The organism is Superficieibacter sp. 1612_C1, from assembly GCF_015234305.1.
In the GTDB taxonomy this organism is placed as follows: Bacteria; Pseudomonadota; Gammaproteobacteria; order Enterobacterales; family Enterobacteriaceae; genus Superficieibacter.
Window position 1 is genome coordinate 885,929 of record NZ_JADGMI010000001.1, and the last position, 16,787, is coordinate 902,715.

Genomic DNA, 16,787 nt, shown 5'->3' on the forward strand with positions numbered 1-16,787 from the left:
ACGAGGCTGGCGTTTTCGGGGTGTTGTTAGCGGGCGTAAAAAAGCCGACCCTGAGGTCGGCTTTTTAGTTTACTCCGCTGACTGCGGTCGCGTTGGTGCGGCCGTAGCGTGGTGGGTGGCGCTGTGACCACCCGCTGAGCCTTTGCCGTCAAAGTCGAACGACGGGCGTACCCAGTCACTCTGACGTGGCGCTTCCGGCGTATATTCCGGCGCAGGGGCGCGGGTCATCGGCGCGGTTGCGTGGCTGCGAGCTTTCTTCAGCTCAGCGCTGGAAGCGACGATTGTTGGTTTAGCAACGAGCGCTGGCTCAACGACCGGCGTTGGCTCGACAGCTTCAACTGGCGGTTTAGCGACCGGTGCTGGTTCAACAGCCTCAACTGGCGGTTTAACAACCACCGCTCGCTCAGCCGCTACTTCTGACTCAACCGCAGGTTTGGCAACCGGGACATGTGCCGCAGGCTGTTCTGCCACTGGCGCAGCAGGTTCTTCCTCTGCCGGTGTCGCTTCAACAGGAGGCTGTGCAACGGGTGCCTCTTCCGTTACCGGCGCTTCTGCAACCGGTTCAGCAGGCGTTGCCGCCGCAGCGGTTTCTTCCGCCTTTGCTTCATCGGCATCGGCAATCAGCTGTGGCTGCTCGTCGACCGGTGCTGCAATCACTTCCGGATGCGTCGTTTCAATGGCCGGGGTCTGCGGTTCAGCGACCGGAGACTGCGGTTCTGCAACCTCTACCGCGGCTTCCGCCTGCGCTTCTTCGATGACGGCCACGATTGCCTGTTCAACTTCCGCAACAATCGGTGCTGACGCTTCCTGCTGCTCCATCTCGCTTTCCTGAGCGCGGGCAACCGGATAGCGGATCCACACTTTACCGGAGGCCATTTCTGGCGAGGCGCAGGCGACGGTCAACGGCATTGGCGACTGGGTCGGATAACGCTCATCACGATAGCGACGACGACGCTGACCACTCACGCGCAGATGGCGCGGTGAACGGCGTGAACGACGTGGCATACCGTTGTTATCGCGGTTTTCACCGTTTTCATCCTGCTGCTCAGAAGAGGTTTCAACCACCGCTGGCAGGTCAATTTTTGCCAGTTCGGTACGCTGAGCCGGTGCGTTTTGCACGTGCCCAGTGACGGCAGAAGGCTGCGCGGTAACCACAGCTGGCTGTTCAGTTGTTTCAGTCGCTTCTGGTGCCACATCAAAACGCACCTTTTGATTCAACTGGCGCTGTTTACGGCGCGGCATTGTCTGAACGCGTTCTTCCTGCTCTGCTACCTGAACTGGCTGTTCTTCGCGTTCGGTAACGTCCTGCTGATTCTGACGCTTATCGTCATTACGGCGGCGGTTACGCTCACGGCGAGGCTGTTGCTCGTCACGCGCTTTTGGCTTCTCGGCCTCATCGCTTACCGCTGTCTGACGCACATCACGCGTTTCGGCATTCTGCGGTTTTTCACGACGGTTGCGACGGTTATCTTCGCGCGTTTCACGGGCTTCGCTGCCGTCGTTACGTTCGTTACGTTCGTTACGGTTGTCACGGCGGTCGTTGCGGTCGCGACGGTTGTTCTGACGTGGCTTACGGCGTTCCTGAGGACGTTCCTGTTTCTCTTCCACCTTCACTGGCGGTTGTTCAACAGGTTTGCTCTCTTCTTCACCGGCAAACATTTTTTTCAAGGCGCTGATAATGCGCGAGAACAGTCCCGGGCCTTCAGCGCTCTGGCTGGCGGCAGAAGCAGGTTGCGCTGCCGGGGTTGCTTTGACAGTCTCTTCAGACACTGGCGGAGCAGGAGGAATATCCGGCATGGCAAAGGTTGCCAGTGCAGGCTGTTCCGGACGTTTACGCTCCGGCGTGTCTTCTTCAGACGGTAGCGCCATCGCTTCTTCGTGCAGTTTCGGCAGCAGATAGCTGAGCATCGGCGTTTCTTCGCCTTTACGCACGCGCAGCACGTGGTAGTGCGGGGTTTCCATCTGATCGTTCGGCACGATCACACAGCGCACACCGTCCTGACGGGTTTCGATGGCATTGACCGCGCTACGTTTTTCATTCAGCAGGTAGGAGGCAATGGGCACCGGAACAATGGCATGCACTTCCTGAGTATTTTCTTTCAGCGCTTCTTCTTCAATCAGACGCAGAATCGACAGCGACAGGGATTCGTTATCACGCACGGTGCCGGTACCGCTACAGCGCGGGCAAACGTGATGGCTGGATTCACCCAGCGACGGGCTCAGACGCTGACGCGACATTTCCAGCAGGCCGAAGCGAGAAATATGGCTAATCTGAATACGCGCACGGTCCTGACGCACCGCTTCACGCAGACGGTTTTCTACCGCGCGCTGGTGGCGAACCGGGGTCATATCGATATAGTCGATGACAATCAAACCGCCGAGGTCGCGCAGACGCAGCTGGCGGGCGATTTCATCAGCCGCTTCAAGGTTAGTATTGAATGCGGTCTCTTCGATATCGCCGCCGCGGGTCGCGCGAGCAGAGTTGATATCAATGGCAGTCAGCGCTTCCGTAGAGTCGATAACAATGGAACCACCGGACGGCAGACGCACCTCACGCTGGAAGGCGGATTCGATCTGCGATTCAATCTGGTAATGGCTGAACAGCGGGATTTCACCGGTGTACAGTTTAATTTTGCTGCTGAAATCCGGACGGCCCAGCGCAGAGATATGCTGACGCGCCATCTCCATCACTTTCGGGTTATCAATGAGGATTTCGCCGATGTCCTGACGCAGATAGTCACGGAACGCGCGAACGATAACGTTGCTTTCCTGATGGATCAGGAACGGGGCAGGGCGGCTGTCAGCGGCTTTTTTAATCGCTTCCCAGTGCTTCAGACGGAAGCTCAGATCCCACTGCAATGCTTCGGCAGATTTGCCAACGCCCGCGGTACGCACGATGAGGCCCATGCCATCCGGCAGTTCAAGACTGGCCAGCGCTTCTTTCAATTCGGTACGGTCGTCACCTTCGATGCGGCGTGAAATACCACCTGCACGCGGGTTGTTCGGCATCAGCACCAGATAGCTGCCCGCCAGACTGATAAAGGTGGTCAGCGCTGCGCCTTTATTACCGCGCTCTTCTTTATCAATTTGAACGATGACTTCCTGGCCTTCGCGCAACACATCTTTGATGTTCGGGCGGCCATGAGAGTTATAGCTGGCAGGGAAATACTCGCGAGCGATCTCTTTGAGGGGAAGGAAACCATGTCTTTCAGCGCCATAGTCAACAAACGCGGCTTCAAGACTGGGTTCAATACGGGTGATTTTACCTTTATAGATGTTCGCTTTTTTCTGTTCGTGGCCCGGGCTTTCGATATCCAGGTCGTACAGGCGCTGCCCATCTACAAGGGCAACACGCAACTCTTCCTGCTGAGTTGCGTTGATTAACATTCTTTTCATCGTAACTTACTCATTATTCTTACATTGACGACTAAGCTACGGGCAGAGTATTGCCTTTCCGGGGATGACCGATGGCCTCGTGTCTGTTCACGTCGCCAACCTCACGGTTGTCGCTCGCTTATAGAGGCGCAGAGTGTCGGTTGCCTGTCTTTCATACGGAAACACAGCGCAATTAACTGGGAAACAGCCTGGGGAAACTCTCCAGGGACGAATCCATTTACCGGTAAGGACTACAACCCGTAGCCCGCTAACTGTCTGAAAGGTCAATACGTCTTACGCCATTGCTGCGTTGATGACCGGACAGACAAAACTGGTAATTCCGCAAAATTCCTTGTCTTAACAAGATTCAACACGGAAAACCGCATCATTATTCCATTGCTAACCTTATTATAGCAAGCTGGCTTTTACCTTTTATCACCCGGTTACTCACAGTTTTTACACGTCAGGGTCAGATTGTTCTAATAACAACCACAACGACATCATGTAAACCCGATGAGATCGGATGATGTTAAATATAAGCACAGAAAAATGAGTGGCGCTAATGAGGATGGCTAATTAAAATCGCCGACTATGAAAAATGAGAATCCATCCGTAAAAATGATTGCCATTACCGCTGATGACGCGGGGCAACGAATCGACAACTTTTTGCGCACCCAGTTAAAAGGGGTCCCAAAGAGCATGATTTATCGCATCCTGCGTAAAGGCGAGGTGCGGGTGAATAAGAAGCGCATCAAGCCTGAGTATAAGCTGGAGGCGGGGGACGAAATTCGTATTCCTCCGGTGCGCGTCGCTGAACGTGAAGAAGTGGCCGTCTCGCCGCGCCTGCAAAAAGTGGCCGCGCTGACGGATGTCATTCTTTATGAGGACGAGCATATTCTGGTGCTCAACAAGCCGTCAGGGACGGCGGTCCACGGCGGCAGCGGTCTGAGCTTTGGCGTGATTGAAGGTCTGCGTGCGTTACGCCCGGAGGCGCGCTTCCTTGAGCTGGTACACCGTCTCGACCGCGACACCTCCGGCGTGCTGCTGGTCGCCAAAAAGCGCTCGGCGCTGCGTTCGTTGCATGAGCAGTTGCGCGACAAAGGCATGCAGAAGGATTATCTGGCGCTGGTACGCGGTCAGTGGCAGTCGCATATGAAAGTTGTCCAGGCTCCGCTGCTGAAAAATATTCTGCAAAGCGGTGAGCGCATTGTGCGAGTGAATCAGGAAGGCAAACCGTCAGAAACGCGGTTCAAGGTGGAAGAACGTTACGAGCATGCCACCCTGGTGCGCTGTAGCCCGGTGACCGGGCGCACGCACCAGATCCGCGTGCATACGTTACATGCGGGCCATCCGATTGCGTTTGACGATCGCTACGGCGACCGTGAGTTTGACAAGCAACTGGCGGGAACCGGCCTTAACCGTCTGTTCCTGCACGCGGCAGCGCTGAAGTTCACCCATCCGGCCACAGGGGAGGTGTTGCGTATTGAAGCGCCGCTGGATGATGAGCTGAAGCGGTGTTTGCAGGTATTACGTAACGCGAAGTAGCCCCGCAGCCGTCATGCCCGGTGGCGCTGCGCTTACCGGGCCTACGATCAAGGCTTAACGATACCATCATTCGCACGGTACAAGGCCCGACGATACCGCTATTTGTAGGCCGGATAAGGCGAAGCCGCCATCCGGCATATAGTGCACCGCTGCCGGATATCAACTCCATACCCGCAGTTCTTTTATCCCAACAGCGGGTTCATCTCTTCACGACGCAGCATCTGGCACAGCGCAATAAGTGGCAGCCCCACCAGCGTATTGGGATCGCGTCCCTCCAGCCTGTCAAACAGCGCGATCCCCAGCCCCTCGCTTTTAAAACTACCCGCGCATTGCAGTGGATTTTCTCTGCGCAGATAATCGCCTATTTCCTGCTCACTCAGATGGCGGAAATGGACATCAAACGGCTCACATTCAGTTTGTAAATGCCCGGTCGCCGAATTATAAAGCGCCAGCCCGGTATAAAAAGTAACAATATTGCCACTGGCCTGCATTAATTGCCGCCGTGCGCGTTCTTCGGTTAACGGTTTACCGGCTATTTCACCGTCCAGAACGCATATCTGATCCGAACCAATGATCAAATGCTGAGGGAACCGCTTGGCCAGCGACTGTGCTTTAGCCTGCGCCAGACGCAGCACCAGATGACGCGGCGTTTCGCCGGGCATCGGCGTTTCATCGGTATCCGGCGCGGCACATTCAAAGGTAAGGCCAAGCTTTTCAAGCAGCATGCGCCGCCACGGCGAAGTGGAGGCAAGAATAAGACGGGTCATATATTTTTTCATTCAGATATAGCGTATCAGATGACCTCATTTTAAACTAAAGGCCGCAATGTGTGCGAATTATTGGCAAAAGGCATCCTGAGGTTGCCTTTTTCTTTGACTCTATGACGTTACAAAGTTAATATGCGCGCCCTATGCAAAAGGTAAAATTACCCCTGACTCTTGACCCGGTTCGCACGGCTCAAAAACGCCTCGATTACCAGGGCATTTATGCTCCCGATCAGGCAGAGCGTGTTGCCGCGTCTGTAGTCAGTGTGGACAGTGATGTAGAATGCACGATGTCGTTCGCTATCGACAACCAGCGCCTCGCGGTCATCAACGGCGATGCAAAGGTCACGGTAACGCTCGAATGTCAGCGTTGCGGGAAACCGTTTACTCGTCATGTTCACACAACGTATTGTTTCAGTCCGGTCCGTTCCGACGAACAGGCTGAAGCACTCCCGGAAGCGTATGAACCGATTGAGGTTAACGATTTCGGTGAAATCGATCTGCTGGCGATGGTTGAAGATGAAATCATCCTCTCCTTGCCGGTAGTTCCGGTGCATGATTCTGAACACTGTGAAGTGTCCGACGCGGACATGGTCTTTGGCGAACTGCCTGAAGAGGCACAAAAACCAAATCCATTTGCCGTATTAGCCAGCTTAAAGCGTAAGTAATAGGTGTTTCCCGCGAGCGCGGGGAGAAGCCGTAATTAAGGAGTAAGGTCCATGGCCGTACAACAAAATAAACCAACCCGTTCCAAACGTGGCATGCGTCGCTCTCATGACGCTCTGACCGCAGTTACCAGCCTGTCTGTAGACAAAGCGTCTGGTGAATCCCACCTGCGTCACCACATGACTGCCGACGGTTTCTACCGTGGCCGCAAGGTCATCGCTAAGTAATCACGCGATCCTCAACGACTTTCGCGTTACCGTTGCGGTGACGTGAAAGACGAAGAGTGGAAGCGTGGTGAAGCTTAGTGAGGAACTCCCCGTGCAGACGGGGATAACCAAACCGGGCAGCGACGATACCTTGACTCATCTAACCCTGGCGTTAGATGTCATGGGGGGCGATTTTGGCCCTTCCGTGACAGTGCCTGCAGCTTTGCAGGCACTGAACTCTAATTCGCAACTCACACTCCTCCTTGTCGGCGATCCCGACGCTATCACGCCATTACTTGCCAGAGCTGACTTTGAACAACGTTCGCGTTTGCAGGTTATTCCTGCGCAGTCAGTTATTGCCAGTGATGCTCGACCCTCTCAGGCTGTGCGTAACAGCCGGGGCAGTTCTATGCGTATTGCGCTGGAACTGGTGAAAGAAGGACGTGCCGAAGCCTGCGTCAGCGCGGGCAATACCGGTGCGCTGATGGGGCTGGCGAAATTACTGCTCAAGCCGATTGACGGCATTGAGCGCCCGGCGCTGGTGACTATCCTTCCTCACCAGCAGAAGGGAAAAACGGTAGTGCTCGATCTGGGTGCTAACGTAGACTGCGACAGCAAAATGCTGGCGCAGTTTGCCGTTATGGGCGCGGTGCTGGCGGAAGAGGTCATCGGCATTACTCAGCCTCGCGTGGCGTTGCTGAATATTGGTGAAGAAGAAATCAAAGGACTTGATAATATTCGCCAGGCGTCCGAACTGCTGAAAAAAGTGCCCTCGATCAATTATATTGGCTATCTTGAAGCCAATGAACTGTTGACCGGAAAAACCGATGTTATGGTCTGTGACGGATTTACAGGCAATGTCACATTAAAGACCATGGAAGGTGTTGTAAGGATGTTTCTTTCGCTGCTGAAGTCTCAGGGCGAAGGTAAAAAAAGGTCGTGGTGGCTGTGGTTATTAAAACACTGGTTACAAAAAAGCCTGACAAGGCGATTCAGTCACCTCAACCCCGACCAGTATAATGGTGCCTGTCTGTTAGGATTACGCGGCACGGTGATTAAGAGTCATGGTGCTGCCAATCAGCGAGCCTTTAGCGTAGCGATTGAACAGGCAGTGCAGGCGGTGCAGCGACAAGTCCCCCAGCGGATTGCCGCTCGCCTGGAATCTGTATTAGCAAAAAGTGACTGAGCGTACATGCATACGAAGATTATTGGTACCGGCAGTTATCTGCCCGAACAAGTGCGAACCAACGCCGATCTGGAAAAAATGGTCGACACGTCTGACGAGTGGATTGTCACTCGTACAGGTATTCGTGAACGCCGTATCGCCGGGCCGAATGAGACCGTTGCTACAATGGGCTTTGAAGCTGCAAAACGTGCGCTTGAGATGGCGGGCGTTAATGCCGAACAGATCGAACTGATTATTGTTGCCACCACCTCGGCAAGCCATGCGTTTCCGAGCGCGGCCTGCCAGATCCAGAACATGCTGGAGATCAAAGGCTGTCCGGCTTTTGATATTGGCGCAGCCTGTGCAGGTTTTACCTATGCACTGAGCGTGGCTGACCAGTATGTAAAATCCGGGGCGGTGAAACACGCGCTGGTGATCGGCTCTGACGTACTGGCACGTACCTGCGATCCCACCGATCGCGGTACGATCATCATCTTTGGCGACGGTGCGGGTGCGGTGGTGCTGAGCGCGTCTGAAGAACAGGGAATTATTTCTACCCATCTTCACGCTGACGGCCGCTACGGTGAACTGTTGACGCTGCCGAACCTCGATCGCGTGCATCCGGAAAATTCTACTTACCTGACGATGACCGGTAATGAGGTCTTTAAGGTAGCGGTCACTGAACTGGCGCACATCGTCGATGAAACGCTGGAAGCCAATAATCTGGACCGTTCGCAGCTGGACTGGCTGGTGCCGCATCAGGCTAACCTGCGTATTATCAGCGCGACCGCGAAAAAGCTGGGTATGTCAATGGACAACGTGGTAGTGACCCTTGACCGCCACGGCAACACGTCAGCGGCCTCGGTGCCTTGTGCGCTTGATGAAGCCGTGCGCGATGGACGCATCAAGGCAGGACAACTGGTGCTGCTGGAAGCCTTCGGCGGCGGTTTCACCTGGGGTTCGGCGCTGGTTCGTTTCTAAAAAAGGATAATAACATGACGCAATTTGCATTCGTTTTTCCGGGACAGGGCTCGCAGACCGTTGGGATGCTGGCTGATATGGCCGCTGCTCATCCGGTTATTGAAGAGACCTTCCGCGAAGCCTCTGCGGCGCTGGGCTACGATCTGTGGGCACTGACCCAGCAAGGTCCGGCAGAAGAACTGAATAAAACATGGCAGACGCAGCCTGCGCTGCTGGCCGCTTCGGTTGCACTGTATCGCGCGTGGCAGCAGCAGGGCGGTAAAACGCCGGAACTGATGGCGGGTCATAGCCTGGGTGAATACTCGGCGCTGGTCTGTGCTGGCGTGATTGATTTCGCCGACGCGGTACGTCTGGTTGAACTGCGCGGTAAATTTATGCAGGAAGCTGTACCCGCAGGAACCGGTGCGATGTCTGCCATCATTGGCCTTGACGACGCGGCGATTGCTAAAGCCTGCGAAGAGTCAGCGCAGGGTGAAGTCGTCTCTCCGGTGAACTATAACTCGCCGGGCCAGGTGGTTATCGCCGGGCATAAAGACGCCGTTGAGCGCGCTGGCGCGGCCTGTAAAGCTGCCGGAGCCAAACGTGCACTGCCGCTGCCTGTCAGCGTTCCGTCTCACTGCGCGCTGATGAAACCCGCCGCAGAAAAACTGGCAGCCGAGCTGAAAAATATCACCTTTAACGCGCCGTCCGTTCCCGTTGTCAACAACGTCGACGTTAAGTGCGAAACCACGCCGGACGCCATCCGCGATGCGCTGGTACGCCAGCTCTACAGCCCGGTCCAGTGGACGAAAAGCGTAGAATTTATGGCTTCACAGGGCGTTGAGCACCTCTATGAAGTCGGTCCAGGCAAGGTATTGACCGGCCTGACCAAACGTATTGTTGACACCCTGACCGCATCGGCGCTTAACGAGCCGGAAGCACTGTCAGCGGCGATTGCACAATAAAAAGAGGAATATCATGAGTTTTGAAGGAAAAGTCGCACTGGTAACGGGCGCAAGCCGTGGCATTGGCCGCGCGATTGCGGAAACCCTCGTTGCACGCGGTGCAAAAGTGATCGGTACCGCGACCAGTGAGAATGGCGCGCAGGCCATCAGCGAATATCTGGGCAGCAACGGTAAAGGCTTAATGCTGAATGTGACCGATCCTGCATCTATCGAATCTGTGCTGGGAAATATTCGCGCAGAGTTTGGTGAAGTCGATATTCTGGTGAATAATGCCGGCATCACGCGTGACAACCTGTTAATGCGCATGAAAGATGACGAATGGAATGACATCCTGGAAACCAACCTTTCATCGGTTTTCCGTCTGTCAAAAGCAGTATTGCGCGCTATGATGAAAAAGCGTCATGGGCGTATCATCACCATCGGTTCTGTCGTTGGAACCATGGGAAATGCAGGTCAGGCCAACTATGCTGCGGCAAAAGCGGGTCTGATCGGCTTCAGTAAATCGCTGGCGCGTGAAGTGGCGTCTCGCGGGATTACTGTAAACGTTGTTGCTCCGGGCTTTATTGAAACGGACATGACGCGTGCGCTCTCTGACGAGCAGCGTGCGGGTATTCTGGCGCAAGTTCCGGCGGGTCGCCTTGGTGATGCAAAAGAGATCGCCAGCGCGGTGGCATTCCTGGCGTCTGACGAAGCAGGTTACATCTCTGGTGAAACCCTGCACGTCAACGGCGGAATGTACATGGTTTAACCACGATGCACCCGAAATGCTCAGGAACCGCGCAAACCGCACGTTTTAGAGCATAAACAGGTGCAAAATAGTTTGCGTTATTGAGGGGTTCACCCGCAAAATAGCGTAAAATCGTGGTAAGAACTGCCGGGATTTAGTTGCAAATTTTTCAACATTTTATACACTACGAAAACCATCGCGAAAGCGAGTTTTGATAGGAAATTTAAGAGTATGAGCACTATCGAAGAACGCGTTAAGAAAATTATCGGCGAACAGCTGGGCGTTAAGCAGGAAGAAGTGACCAACAATGCTTCCTTCGTTGAAGACCTGGGCGCAGATTCTCTTGACACCGTTGAGCTGGTAATGGCTCTGGAAGAAGAGTTTGATACTGAGATTCCGGACGAAGAAGCTGAGAAGATCACTACCGTTCAGGCTGCCATTGATTATATCAACGGCCACCAGGCGTAAGTGAACATCTCCAGGCGGTCACTCGACCGCCTGAGTTTTATCTGGCACTTTTTTTTTCCCTCCCTGGAGGACAACCGTGTCTAAGCGTCGTGTAGTTGTGACCGGACTGGGCATGTTGTCTCCTGTCGGCAATACCGTAGAGTCTACCTGGAAAGCTCTCCTTGCCGGTCAGAGTGGCATCAGCCTGATCGACCATTTCGATACTAGCGCCTATGCAACGAAATTTGCTGGCTTAGTAAAGGATTTTAACTGTGATGACATTATCTCGCGCAAAGAACAGCGCAAGATGGATGCCTTCATTCAATATGGAATTGTTGCAGGCTGGCAGGCCATGCAGGATTCTGGCCTTGTTGTGACGGAAGAGAACGCGACACGTATTGGTGCCGCTATCGGTTCTGGTATTGGTGGTCTCGGTCTTATCGAAGATAACCACACCTCGTTGGTGAACGGCGGTCCTCGTAAGATCAGCCCGTTCTTCGTGCCGTCCACAATTGTTAACATGGTGGCGGGTCATTTGACCATCATGTTCGGCCTTCGTGGTCCAAGCATTTCTATTGCCACTGCCTGTACTTCTGGCGTGCATAACATCGGCCAGGCCGCGCGTATGATCGCTTATGGCGATGCTGACGCCATGCTGGCTGGTGGGGCTGAAAAAGCCAGCACACCGCTGGGCGTGGGCGGATTTGGCGCAGCGCGTGCGTTGTCTACTCGTAATGATAATCCGCAGGCGGCAAGCCGTCCGTGGGATAAAGACCGTGACGGTTTTGTCCTCGGCGACGGTGCTGGCCTTATTGTGATTGAAGAGTATGAACACGCGAAAAAACGTGGCGCTAAAATTTATGCGGAAATCGTCGGTTTCGGCATGAGCAGCGATGCGTATCACATGACGTCGCCGCCGGAAAATGGCGAAGGTGCCGCACTGGCGATGGCGAACGCTATCCGCGATGCGGGTATCGACGCAAGCCAAATCGGCTACGTGAATGCGCACGGTACGTCTACACCAGCAGGCGACAAAGCAGAAACTCAGGCAGTGAAAACGGTCTTTGGTGACGCAGCTCGTCGCGTAATGGTCAGCTCGACCAAATCCATGACCGGTCACCTGTTAGGTGCAGCAGGGGCAGTAGAGTCCATCTACTCCATCCTTGCGCTGCGCGATCAGGCTATTCCGCCAACCATCAACCTGGATAACCCGGATGAAGGTTGCGATCTGGATTTCGTTCCGCACGAAGCCCGTCAGGTCAGCGGACTGGAGTACGCTCTGTGTAACTCCTTCGGCTTTGGCGGGACTAACGGTTCGCTGATCTTTAAAAAGATTTAATGAAACGCTAGCGCTCCCTCTTAAAGGCCCGCCTCGGTGGGCCTTTTCAATTCAGTTTTCTCCGCTTGTTCTTCGTCAGTCATCCTGCCAAACTGTCCGGCCAAAAAGGAGCCTCCATGTTCTTGATTAATGGCTGTGAACAGAACACCTTAGCGGCGGCAGACCGGGCAACGCAGTATGGCGATGGCTGCTTTACCACCGCCAGAATCGTCGCGGGCGGTATCGCGCATTTTGATGATCACGTGCAGCGTTTGCGCGTCGCCTGCGAACGACTGTGGATCCCGTTTGATCAATGGGACTCGCTTACGCAGGAAATGCAGCAGCTTGCCGAGGTGAAGGGCGATGGCGTGCTTAAAGTCATTATCAGCCGGGGAACGGGGGGGCGTGGTTATAGCGCCGCTACGTGCCATAGCCCGACGCGCATTCTCTCTGTCTCCGATTATCCTGCCCACTTTGCCCGCTGGCGTGAAGAAGGCATTACGGTGACGCTCAGCCCGATACGGCTGGGGCGCAATCCGCATCTGGCCGGGTTAAAACATCTCAATCGTCTTGAGCAGGTGCTGATTCGCACGCATCTTGAGCAGACAGAGGCTGACGAGGCGCTGGTGCTTGACAGCGAGGGGGCGTTAACGGAATGCTGTGCCGCCAATATATTCTGGCGTAAGGGCCAGCAGGTCTTTACCCCGCGCCTCGACAATGCTGGCGTGGCAGGAATTATGCGTCAACGCTGTCTCGATCATCTGGTCGCATCGGCCTATCACGTTGTCGAATCAGAGACACCGGTTACGGCGCTGCACGAAGCCGATGAAGTCATTATTTGCAACGCGCTGATGCCGCTGGTGCCGGTTCGTCGCTGGGAAGATACCGTCTGGTCGTCGCGCGAGCTTTATCATTTTTTAGCCCCACTTTGTGAGCCATTGATTACATCATGAAGAAAATGTTGCGTTTTATCCTCCTGTTGCTGGTTGTGCTGGGTATTGCCGCTGGCGCAGGAGCCTGGAAAGTTCGCCACCTGGCAAACAGTAAGTTGCTGATTAACAACGAGACCATTTTTACCCTGCAAGCAGGCACCGGTCGGCTGGCGCTGGGCGAACAGCTTTATAAAGAGAAAATCATTAACCGTCCGCGCGTGTTTCAGTGGCTGCTGCGCCTTGAGCCCGATCTGTCGCACTTTAAAGCCGGGACCTACCGCTTTACGCCGGGGATGACCGTCCGCGAGATGCTAAAACTGCTGGAGAGCGGCAAAGAGGCGCAGTTCCCGCTGCGTCTGGTAGAGGGGATGCGCGTCAGCGATTACCTGCGCCAGCTTCGCGACGCGCCCTATATTAAACATACGCTGAAAGACGACAGTTACTCCGCCGTCGCCGACGCGTTAAACATGGAGCATGCGGACTGGGTCGAAGGCTGGTTCTGGCCGGATACCTGGATGTATACCGCCAATACTACGGATGTGGCGCTCCTTAAGCGTGCACATAATAAAATGGTTGCCGCCATTGATAAGGCCTGGGAAGGGCGAGTCGACAATTTACCGTACGCGGATAAAAACCAGATGGTGACCATGGCGTCAATCATCGAAAAAGAGACTGCCGTCGCCAGCGAGCGCACGCGGGTCGCCTCCGTATTTATCAACCGTCTGCGCATCGGGATGCGCCTGCAAACCGATCCGACCGTGATTTATGGGATGGGCGAGAGTTATCATGGCAATCTGACGCGTAAAGATCTGGAGACGCCAACCGCGTATAATACCTATATCATCGCGGGATTACCGCCGGGGCCGATTGCCGTGCCGGGCGAAGCATCGCTTAATGCTGCGGCGCATCCGGAAAAAACGCCGTATCTTTATTTTGTTGCCGACGGGAAAGGCGGGCATACCTTTAATACCAACCTTGCCAGCCATAACCGCTCGGTGCAGGATTACCTGAAAGCACTTAAGGAAAAAAATGCGCAGTAAATATATCGTCATTGAAGGGCTGGAAGGCGCGGGAAAAACTACCGCGCGTGACGTCGTGGTGCAAACGTTGCAACAGCAGGGCATCAGCGACCTGCTGTTTACCCGTGAACCCGGCGGTACGATACTGGCTGAAAAACTGCGCAGCCTGGTGCTGGACATTCAGTCCACGGGCGATGAAAAAATTGACGTTAAAGCCGAAGTGCTTATGTTTTACGCCGCCCGCGTGCAGCTGGTTGAGACGGTGATTAAACCGGCATTAGCGAACGGGCAGTGGGTTATCGGCGACCGTCACGATCTCTCGACCCAGGCTTATCAGGGGGGCGGACGCGGCGTTGACCGTACCATGCTCGCCACCATGCGCGATGCGGTGCTCGGCGATTTTCGCCCGGATCTCACCCTGTATCTCGATGTAACGCCTGAAGTGGGGCTAAAACGCGCCCGCGCCCGCGGTGAACTGGATCGCATTGAGCAGGAGTCGCTGAACTTTTTCAACCGTACCCGTGCGCGTTATCTGGAACTGGCGGCGCAGGATGCCAGTATTCGCACTATTGATGCGACACAACCGCTGGAGAAGGTGATGAGCGATATCCGTGACACCATTATTGCCTGGGTTAGGGAGCAGGGGGCATGAAATGGTATCCGTGGCTGCGCCCGCATTTCGAATCGCTGGTCGCCAGCTATCAGGGCGGGCGCGGCCATCATGCGTTACTGATCCACGCCTTGCCGGGGATGGGCGCGGAGTCGCTGATGTATGCCATCAGCCGCTATTTAATGTGCCAGCGTCCGGAGGGGCATAAAAGCTGCGGCCAGTGTCATAGTTGCCAACTGATGCAAGCGGGAACGCATCCGGATTATTACGCGCTGGCTCCCGAAAAAGGCAAAAGTTCGCTTGGCATTGATGCGGTGCGCGAACTGAGCGAAAAACTGTATGAACACGCGCGGCTTGGCGGGGCGAAAGTGGTCTGGTTAAGCGACGCGACGCTTCTGACCGATGCTGCCGCCAATGCATTGCTGAAAACGCTGGAAGAGCCGCCGGCAAATACCTGGTTCCTGCTGGCCTGCCGTGAACCGGTGCATCTGCTGGCCACCTTGCGTAGCCGCTGTCGAATGCATCACCTCGCACCGCCCGGGGAGCCGTATGCGCTGGCCTGGCTGGCGAGAGAAGTGACAGCGTCACAAGAAATGCTGCTTACGGCGCTGCGCCTGAGCGGCAACGCGCCAGCCGCGGCGCTTCAGCTTTTGCAGACCGACGCCTGGACGGCTCGCCAGCAGCTCTGTCAGGGGCTGGAAAACGCGCTCACTCGCCGTGACTGGCTGTCACTTCTGCCGGTACTGAATCACGAAGATGTCGCTTCGCGCCTGCACTGGCTGGCGACGCTGATGCTTGATGCGCTGAAAGTGAATCAACATATTACCCGCTTAACCAATGCGGACGTCGTCCCGCTGGTTACTCTTCTGGCGCGGGAACTTACCGGAGCCAGATTGCGGACCCTGGTGCAGGAGATCTGCGCATGCCGTCAACAGTTGCTTAACGTGACGGGCCTTAATCGCGAATTGACGCTGACCGATTGCTTGCTACGCTGGGAGCACTACCTGCAACCCGGCGTGACGCTCCCTGTTTCACACCTCTGAGAGAGACATTATGTTTTTAGTCGACTCACACTGCCATCTTGATGGCCTTGATTATCAATCTCTGCATAAAGACGTCGATGACGTGCTGGCGAAAGCCGCCGCCCGCGATGTGAAATTCTGCCTTGCGGTCTCGACCACGCTGCCGGGCTATCGCGGTATGCGCAAGCTGGTGGGCGATCGCCCGAACGTGGTGTTCTCCTGCGGCGTTCACCCGCTTAATCAGGACGAGGCGTATGACGTTGAAGAACTGCGTGCGCTGGCGGCGGAAGAGGGCGTGGTGGCGATGGGGGAAACCGGCCTCGATTACTTTTACACCCCAGAAACCAAAGCGCAGCAGCAACGCTCTTTCCGCGATCACATCCGCATCGGGCGCGAGCTTAATAAGCCGGTTATTGTCCACACGCGCGATGCGCGAGCTGACACCCTGCAAATCCTGAGTGAAGAAAAGGTGACGGAGTGCGGCGGGGTACTACACTGTTTTACGGAAGATCGCGAGACGGCAGGTAAGCTCCTGGATATGGGGTTCTATATCTCGTTTTCCGGCATCGTGACCTTCCGCAACGCAGAGCAGCTGCGCGACGCCGCGCGCTACATTCCTGTCGATCGTCTGCTGGTGGAGACGGATTCGCCTTATCTGGCACCCGTTCCGCATCGGGGTAAAGAAAACCAGCCTGCCATGACGCGCGACGTGGCGGAATATATGGCCGTGCTGAAAGGGGTAACGCTTGAACAACTGGCGCAGCAGACCACACAGAACTTCGCCAGCCTGTTTCACATCGATCCGCTTCGCCTTCAGTCAGTCTGAGCCACTAATTTTTTTAGTACTCGTAATTAATGTCAGAAACGAGTAAAGTCCACCGCCTGAAAACAGGCGGTGAAGTTAATTTATAAGCTTCTTTGTTATCAAGATTGTAAATATATGCAAAGTTTCTAATCATTGATAGTGGAAACGTGATTGTCGTCAAACAAAGATCCTATGAATTATTTTACTCTGTGTAATAAATAAAGGCCCTAAGAGGCCTGGTTAACGATGAGGCTCTCCCCC

General features: G+C 55.0%; 17 protein-coding genes. 14 read left to right on the top strand and 3 right to left on the bottom strand.

Annotation, left to right across the window (positions count from 1 at the left end; genetic code table 11):
* Positions 1-69: 69 nt before the first annotated feature.
* On the bottom strand, positions 70-3,396 hold the full coding sequence (gene rne / locus INT84_RS04195) for a ribonuclease E (RefSeq protein ID WP_194205744.1): 3,327 nt from the start codon (positions 3,394-3,396) through the stop codon (positions 70-72).
* A gap of 570 nt (positions 3,397-3,966) precedes the next feature.
* Here rne and rluC point away from each other — a divergent pair.
* Positions 3,967-4,920: a 23S rRNA pseudouridine(955/2504/2580) synthase RluC gene (gene rluC / locus INT84_RS04200; RefSeq protein ID WP_176917788.1), complete on the top strand. Its 954-nt coding sequence runs from the start codon at positions 3,967-3,969 to the stop codon at positions 4,918-4,920.
* Positions 4,921-5,102: 182 nt separating this feature from the next.
* On the opposite strand, the gene INT84_RS04205 is transcribed toward rluC, so the two are convergent.
* Entirely contained in the window at positions 5,103-5,687 is a 585-nt protein-coding gene (locus INT84_RS04205; protein WP_194205745.1) for a nucleoside triphosphate pyrophosphatase, read from the bottom strand.
* A gap of 143 nt (positions 5,688-5,830) precedes the next feature.
* Here INT84_RS04205 and yceD point away from each other — a divergent pair, with 143 nt between their 5' ends.
* Both yceD and rpmF read left to right on the top strand, forming a co-directional pair.
* Positions 5,831-6,352, top strand: a complete 522-nt coding sequence (gene yceD / locus INT84_RS04210; RefSeq protein WP_194205746.1) for a 23S rRNA accumulation protein YceD — start codon at positions 5,831-5,833, stop codon at positions 6,350-6,352.
* Positions 6,353-6,403: 51 nt separating this feature from the next.
* Positions 6,404-6,577 carry a 50S ribosomal protein L32 gene (gene rpmF / locus INT84_RS04215; protein ID WP_049840331.1) on the top strand — a complete coding sequence of 58 codons (174 nt, stop codon included), beginning with the start codon at positions 6,404-6,406 and terminating at the stop codon, positions 6,575-6,577.
* Here the strand turns inward: rpmF and INT84_RS04220 are convergent.
* On the bottom strand, positions 6,570-6,716 hold the full coding sequence (locus INT84_RS04220) for a hypothetical protein (protein ID WP_194206133.1): 147 nt from the start codon (positions 6,714-6,716) through the stop codon (positions 6,570-6,572). The two genes, rpmF and INT84_RS04220, sit on opposite strands and share 8 nt — an antisense overlap.
* Here INT84_RS04220 and plsX point away from each other — a divergent pair.
* The 11 genes from plsX to INT84_RS04275 all read left to right on the top strand — a co-directional run bounded on the left by plsX (position 6,708) and on the right by INT84_RS04275 (position 16,547).
* Positions 6,708-7,742, top strand: coding sequence for a phosphate acyltransferase PlsX (gene plsX / locus INT84_RS04225; protein ID WP_228065926.1), 1,035 nt, complete (start codon positions 6,708-6,710; stop codon positions 7,740-7,742). The genes INT84_RS04220 and plsX overlap by 9 nt on opposite strands.
* 6 nt (positions 7,743-7,748) lie before the next feature.
* A complete protein-coding gene (locus tag INT84_RS04230; protein WP_176916730.1) occupies positions 7,749-8,702 on the top strand; it encodes a beta-ketoacyl-ACP synthase III in 954 nt (317 codons plus the stop codon).
* A 14-nt stretch (positions 8,703-8,716) separates the two neighbouring features.
* Positions 8,717-9,646 carry an ACP S-malonyltransferase gene (gene fabD, locus INT84_RS04235; RefSeq protein WP_194205748.1) on the top strand — a complete coding sequence of 310 codons (930 nt, stop codon included), beginning with the start codon at positions 8,717-8,719 and terminating at the stop codon, positions 9,644-9,646.
* Between the two features lie 13 nt (positions 9,647-9,659).
* Positions 9,660-10,394: a 3-oxoacyl-ACP reductase FabG gene (gene fabG / locus INT84_RS04240; RefSeq protein ID WP_194205749.1), complete on the top strand. Its 735-nt coding sequence runs from the start codon at positions 9,660-9,662 to the stop codon at positions 10,392-10,394.
* Between the two features lie 210 nt (positions 10,395-10,604).
* A complete protein-coding gene (gene acpP, locus INT84_RS04245) occupies positions 10,605-10,841 on the top strand; it encodes an acyl carrier protein (protein WP_000103754.1) in 237 nt (78 codons plus the stop codon).
* A gap of 76 nt (positions 10,842-10,917) precedes the next feature.
* Entirely contained in the window at positions 10,918-12,159 is a 1,242-nt protein-coding gene (fabF, locus tag INT84_RS04250; protein WP_176917254.1) for a beta-ketoacyl-ACP synthase II, read from the top strand.
* A gap of 116 nt (positions 12,160-12,275) precedes the next feature.
* Positions 12,276-13,091, top strand: a complete 816-nt coding sequence (gene pabC / locus INT84_RS04255) for an aminodeoxychorismate lyase (protein WP_194205750.1) — start codon at positions 12,276-12,278, stop codon at positions 13,089-13,091.
* Positions 13,088-14,110 (top strand): cell division protein YceG, encoded by a 1,023-nt coding sequence (gene yceG / locus INT84_RS04260; protein ID WP_194205751.1) that lies wholly within the window; start codon positions 13,088-13,090, stop codon positions 14,108-14,110. Before pabC ends, yceG begins: the two co-directional genes overlap by 4 nt.
* Positions 14,100-14,741 carry a dTMP kinase gene (tmk, locus tag INT84_RS04265; protein WP_194205752.1) on the top strand — a complete coding sequence of 214 codons (642 nt, stop codon included), beginning with the start codon at positions 14,100-14,102 and terminating at the stop codon, positions 14,739-14,741. Before yceG ends, tmk begins: the two co-directional genes overlap by 11 nt.
* Complete coding sequence (gene holB, locus INT84_RS04270; protein WP_194205753.1) at positions 14,738-15,742, top strand: DNA polymerase III subunit delta'; 1,005 nt, start codon at positions 14,738-14,740, stop codon at positions 15,740-15,742. Before tmk ends, holB begins: the two co-directional genes overlap by 4 nt.
* 10 nt (positions 15,743-15,752) lie before the next feature.
* Positions 15,753-16,547: a metal-dependent hydrolase gene (locus INT84_RS04275; protein WP_194205754.1), complete on the top strand. Its 795-nt coding sequence runs from the start codon at positions 15,753-15,755 to the stop codon at positions 16,545-16,547.
* Positions 16,548-16,787 lie beyond the last annotated feature (240 nt).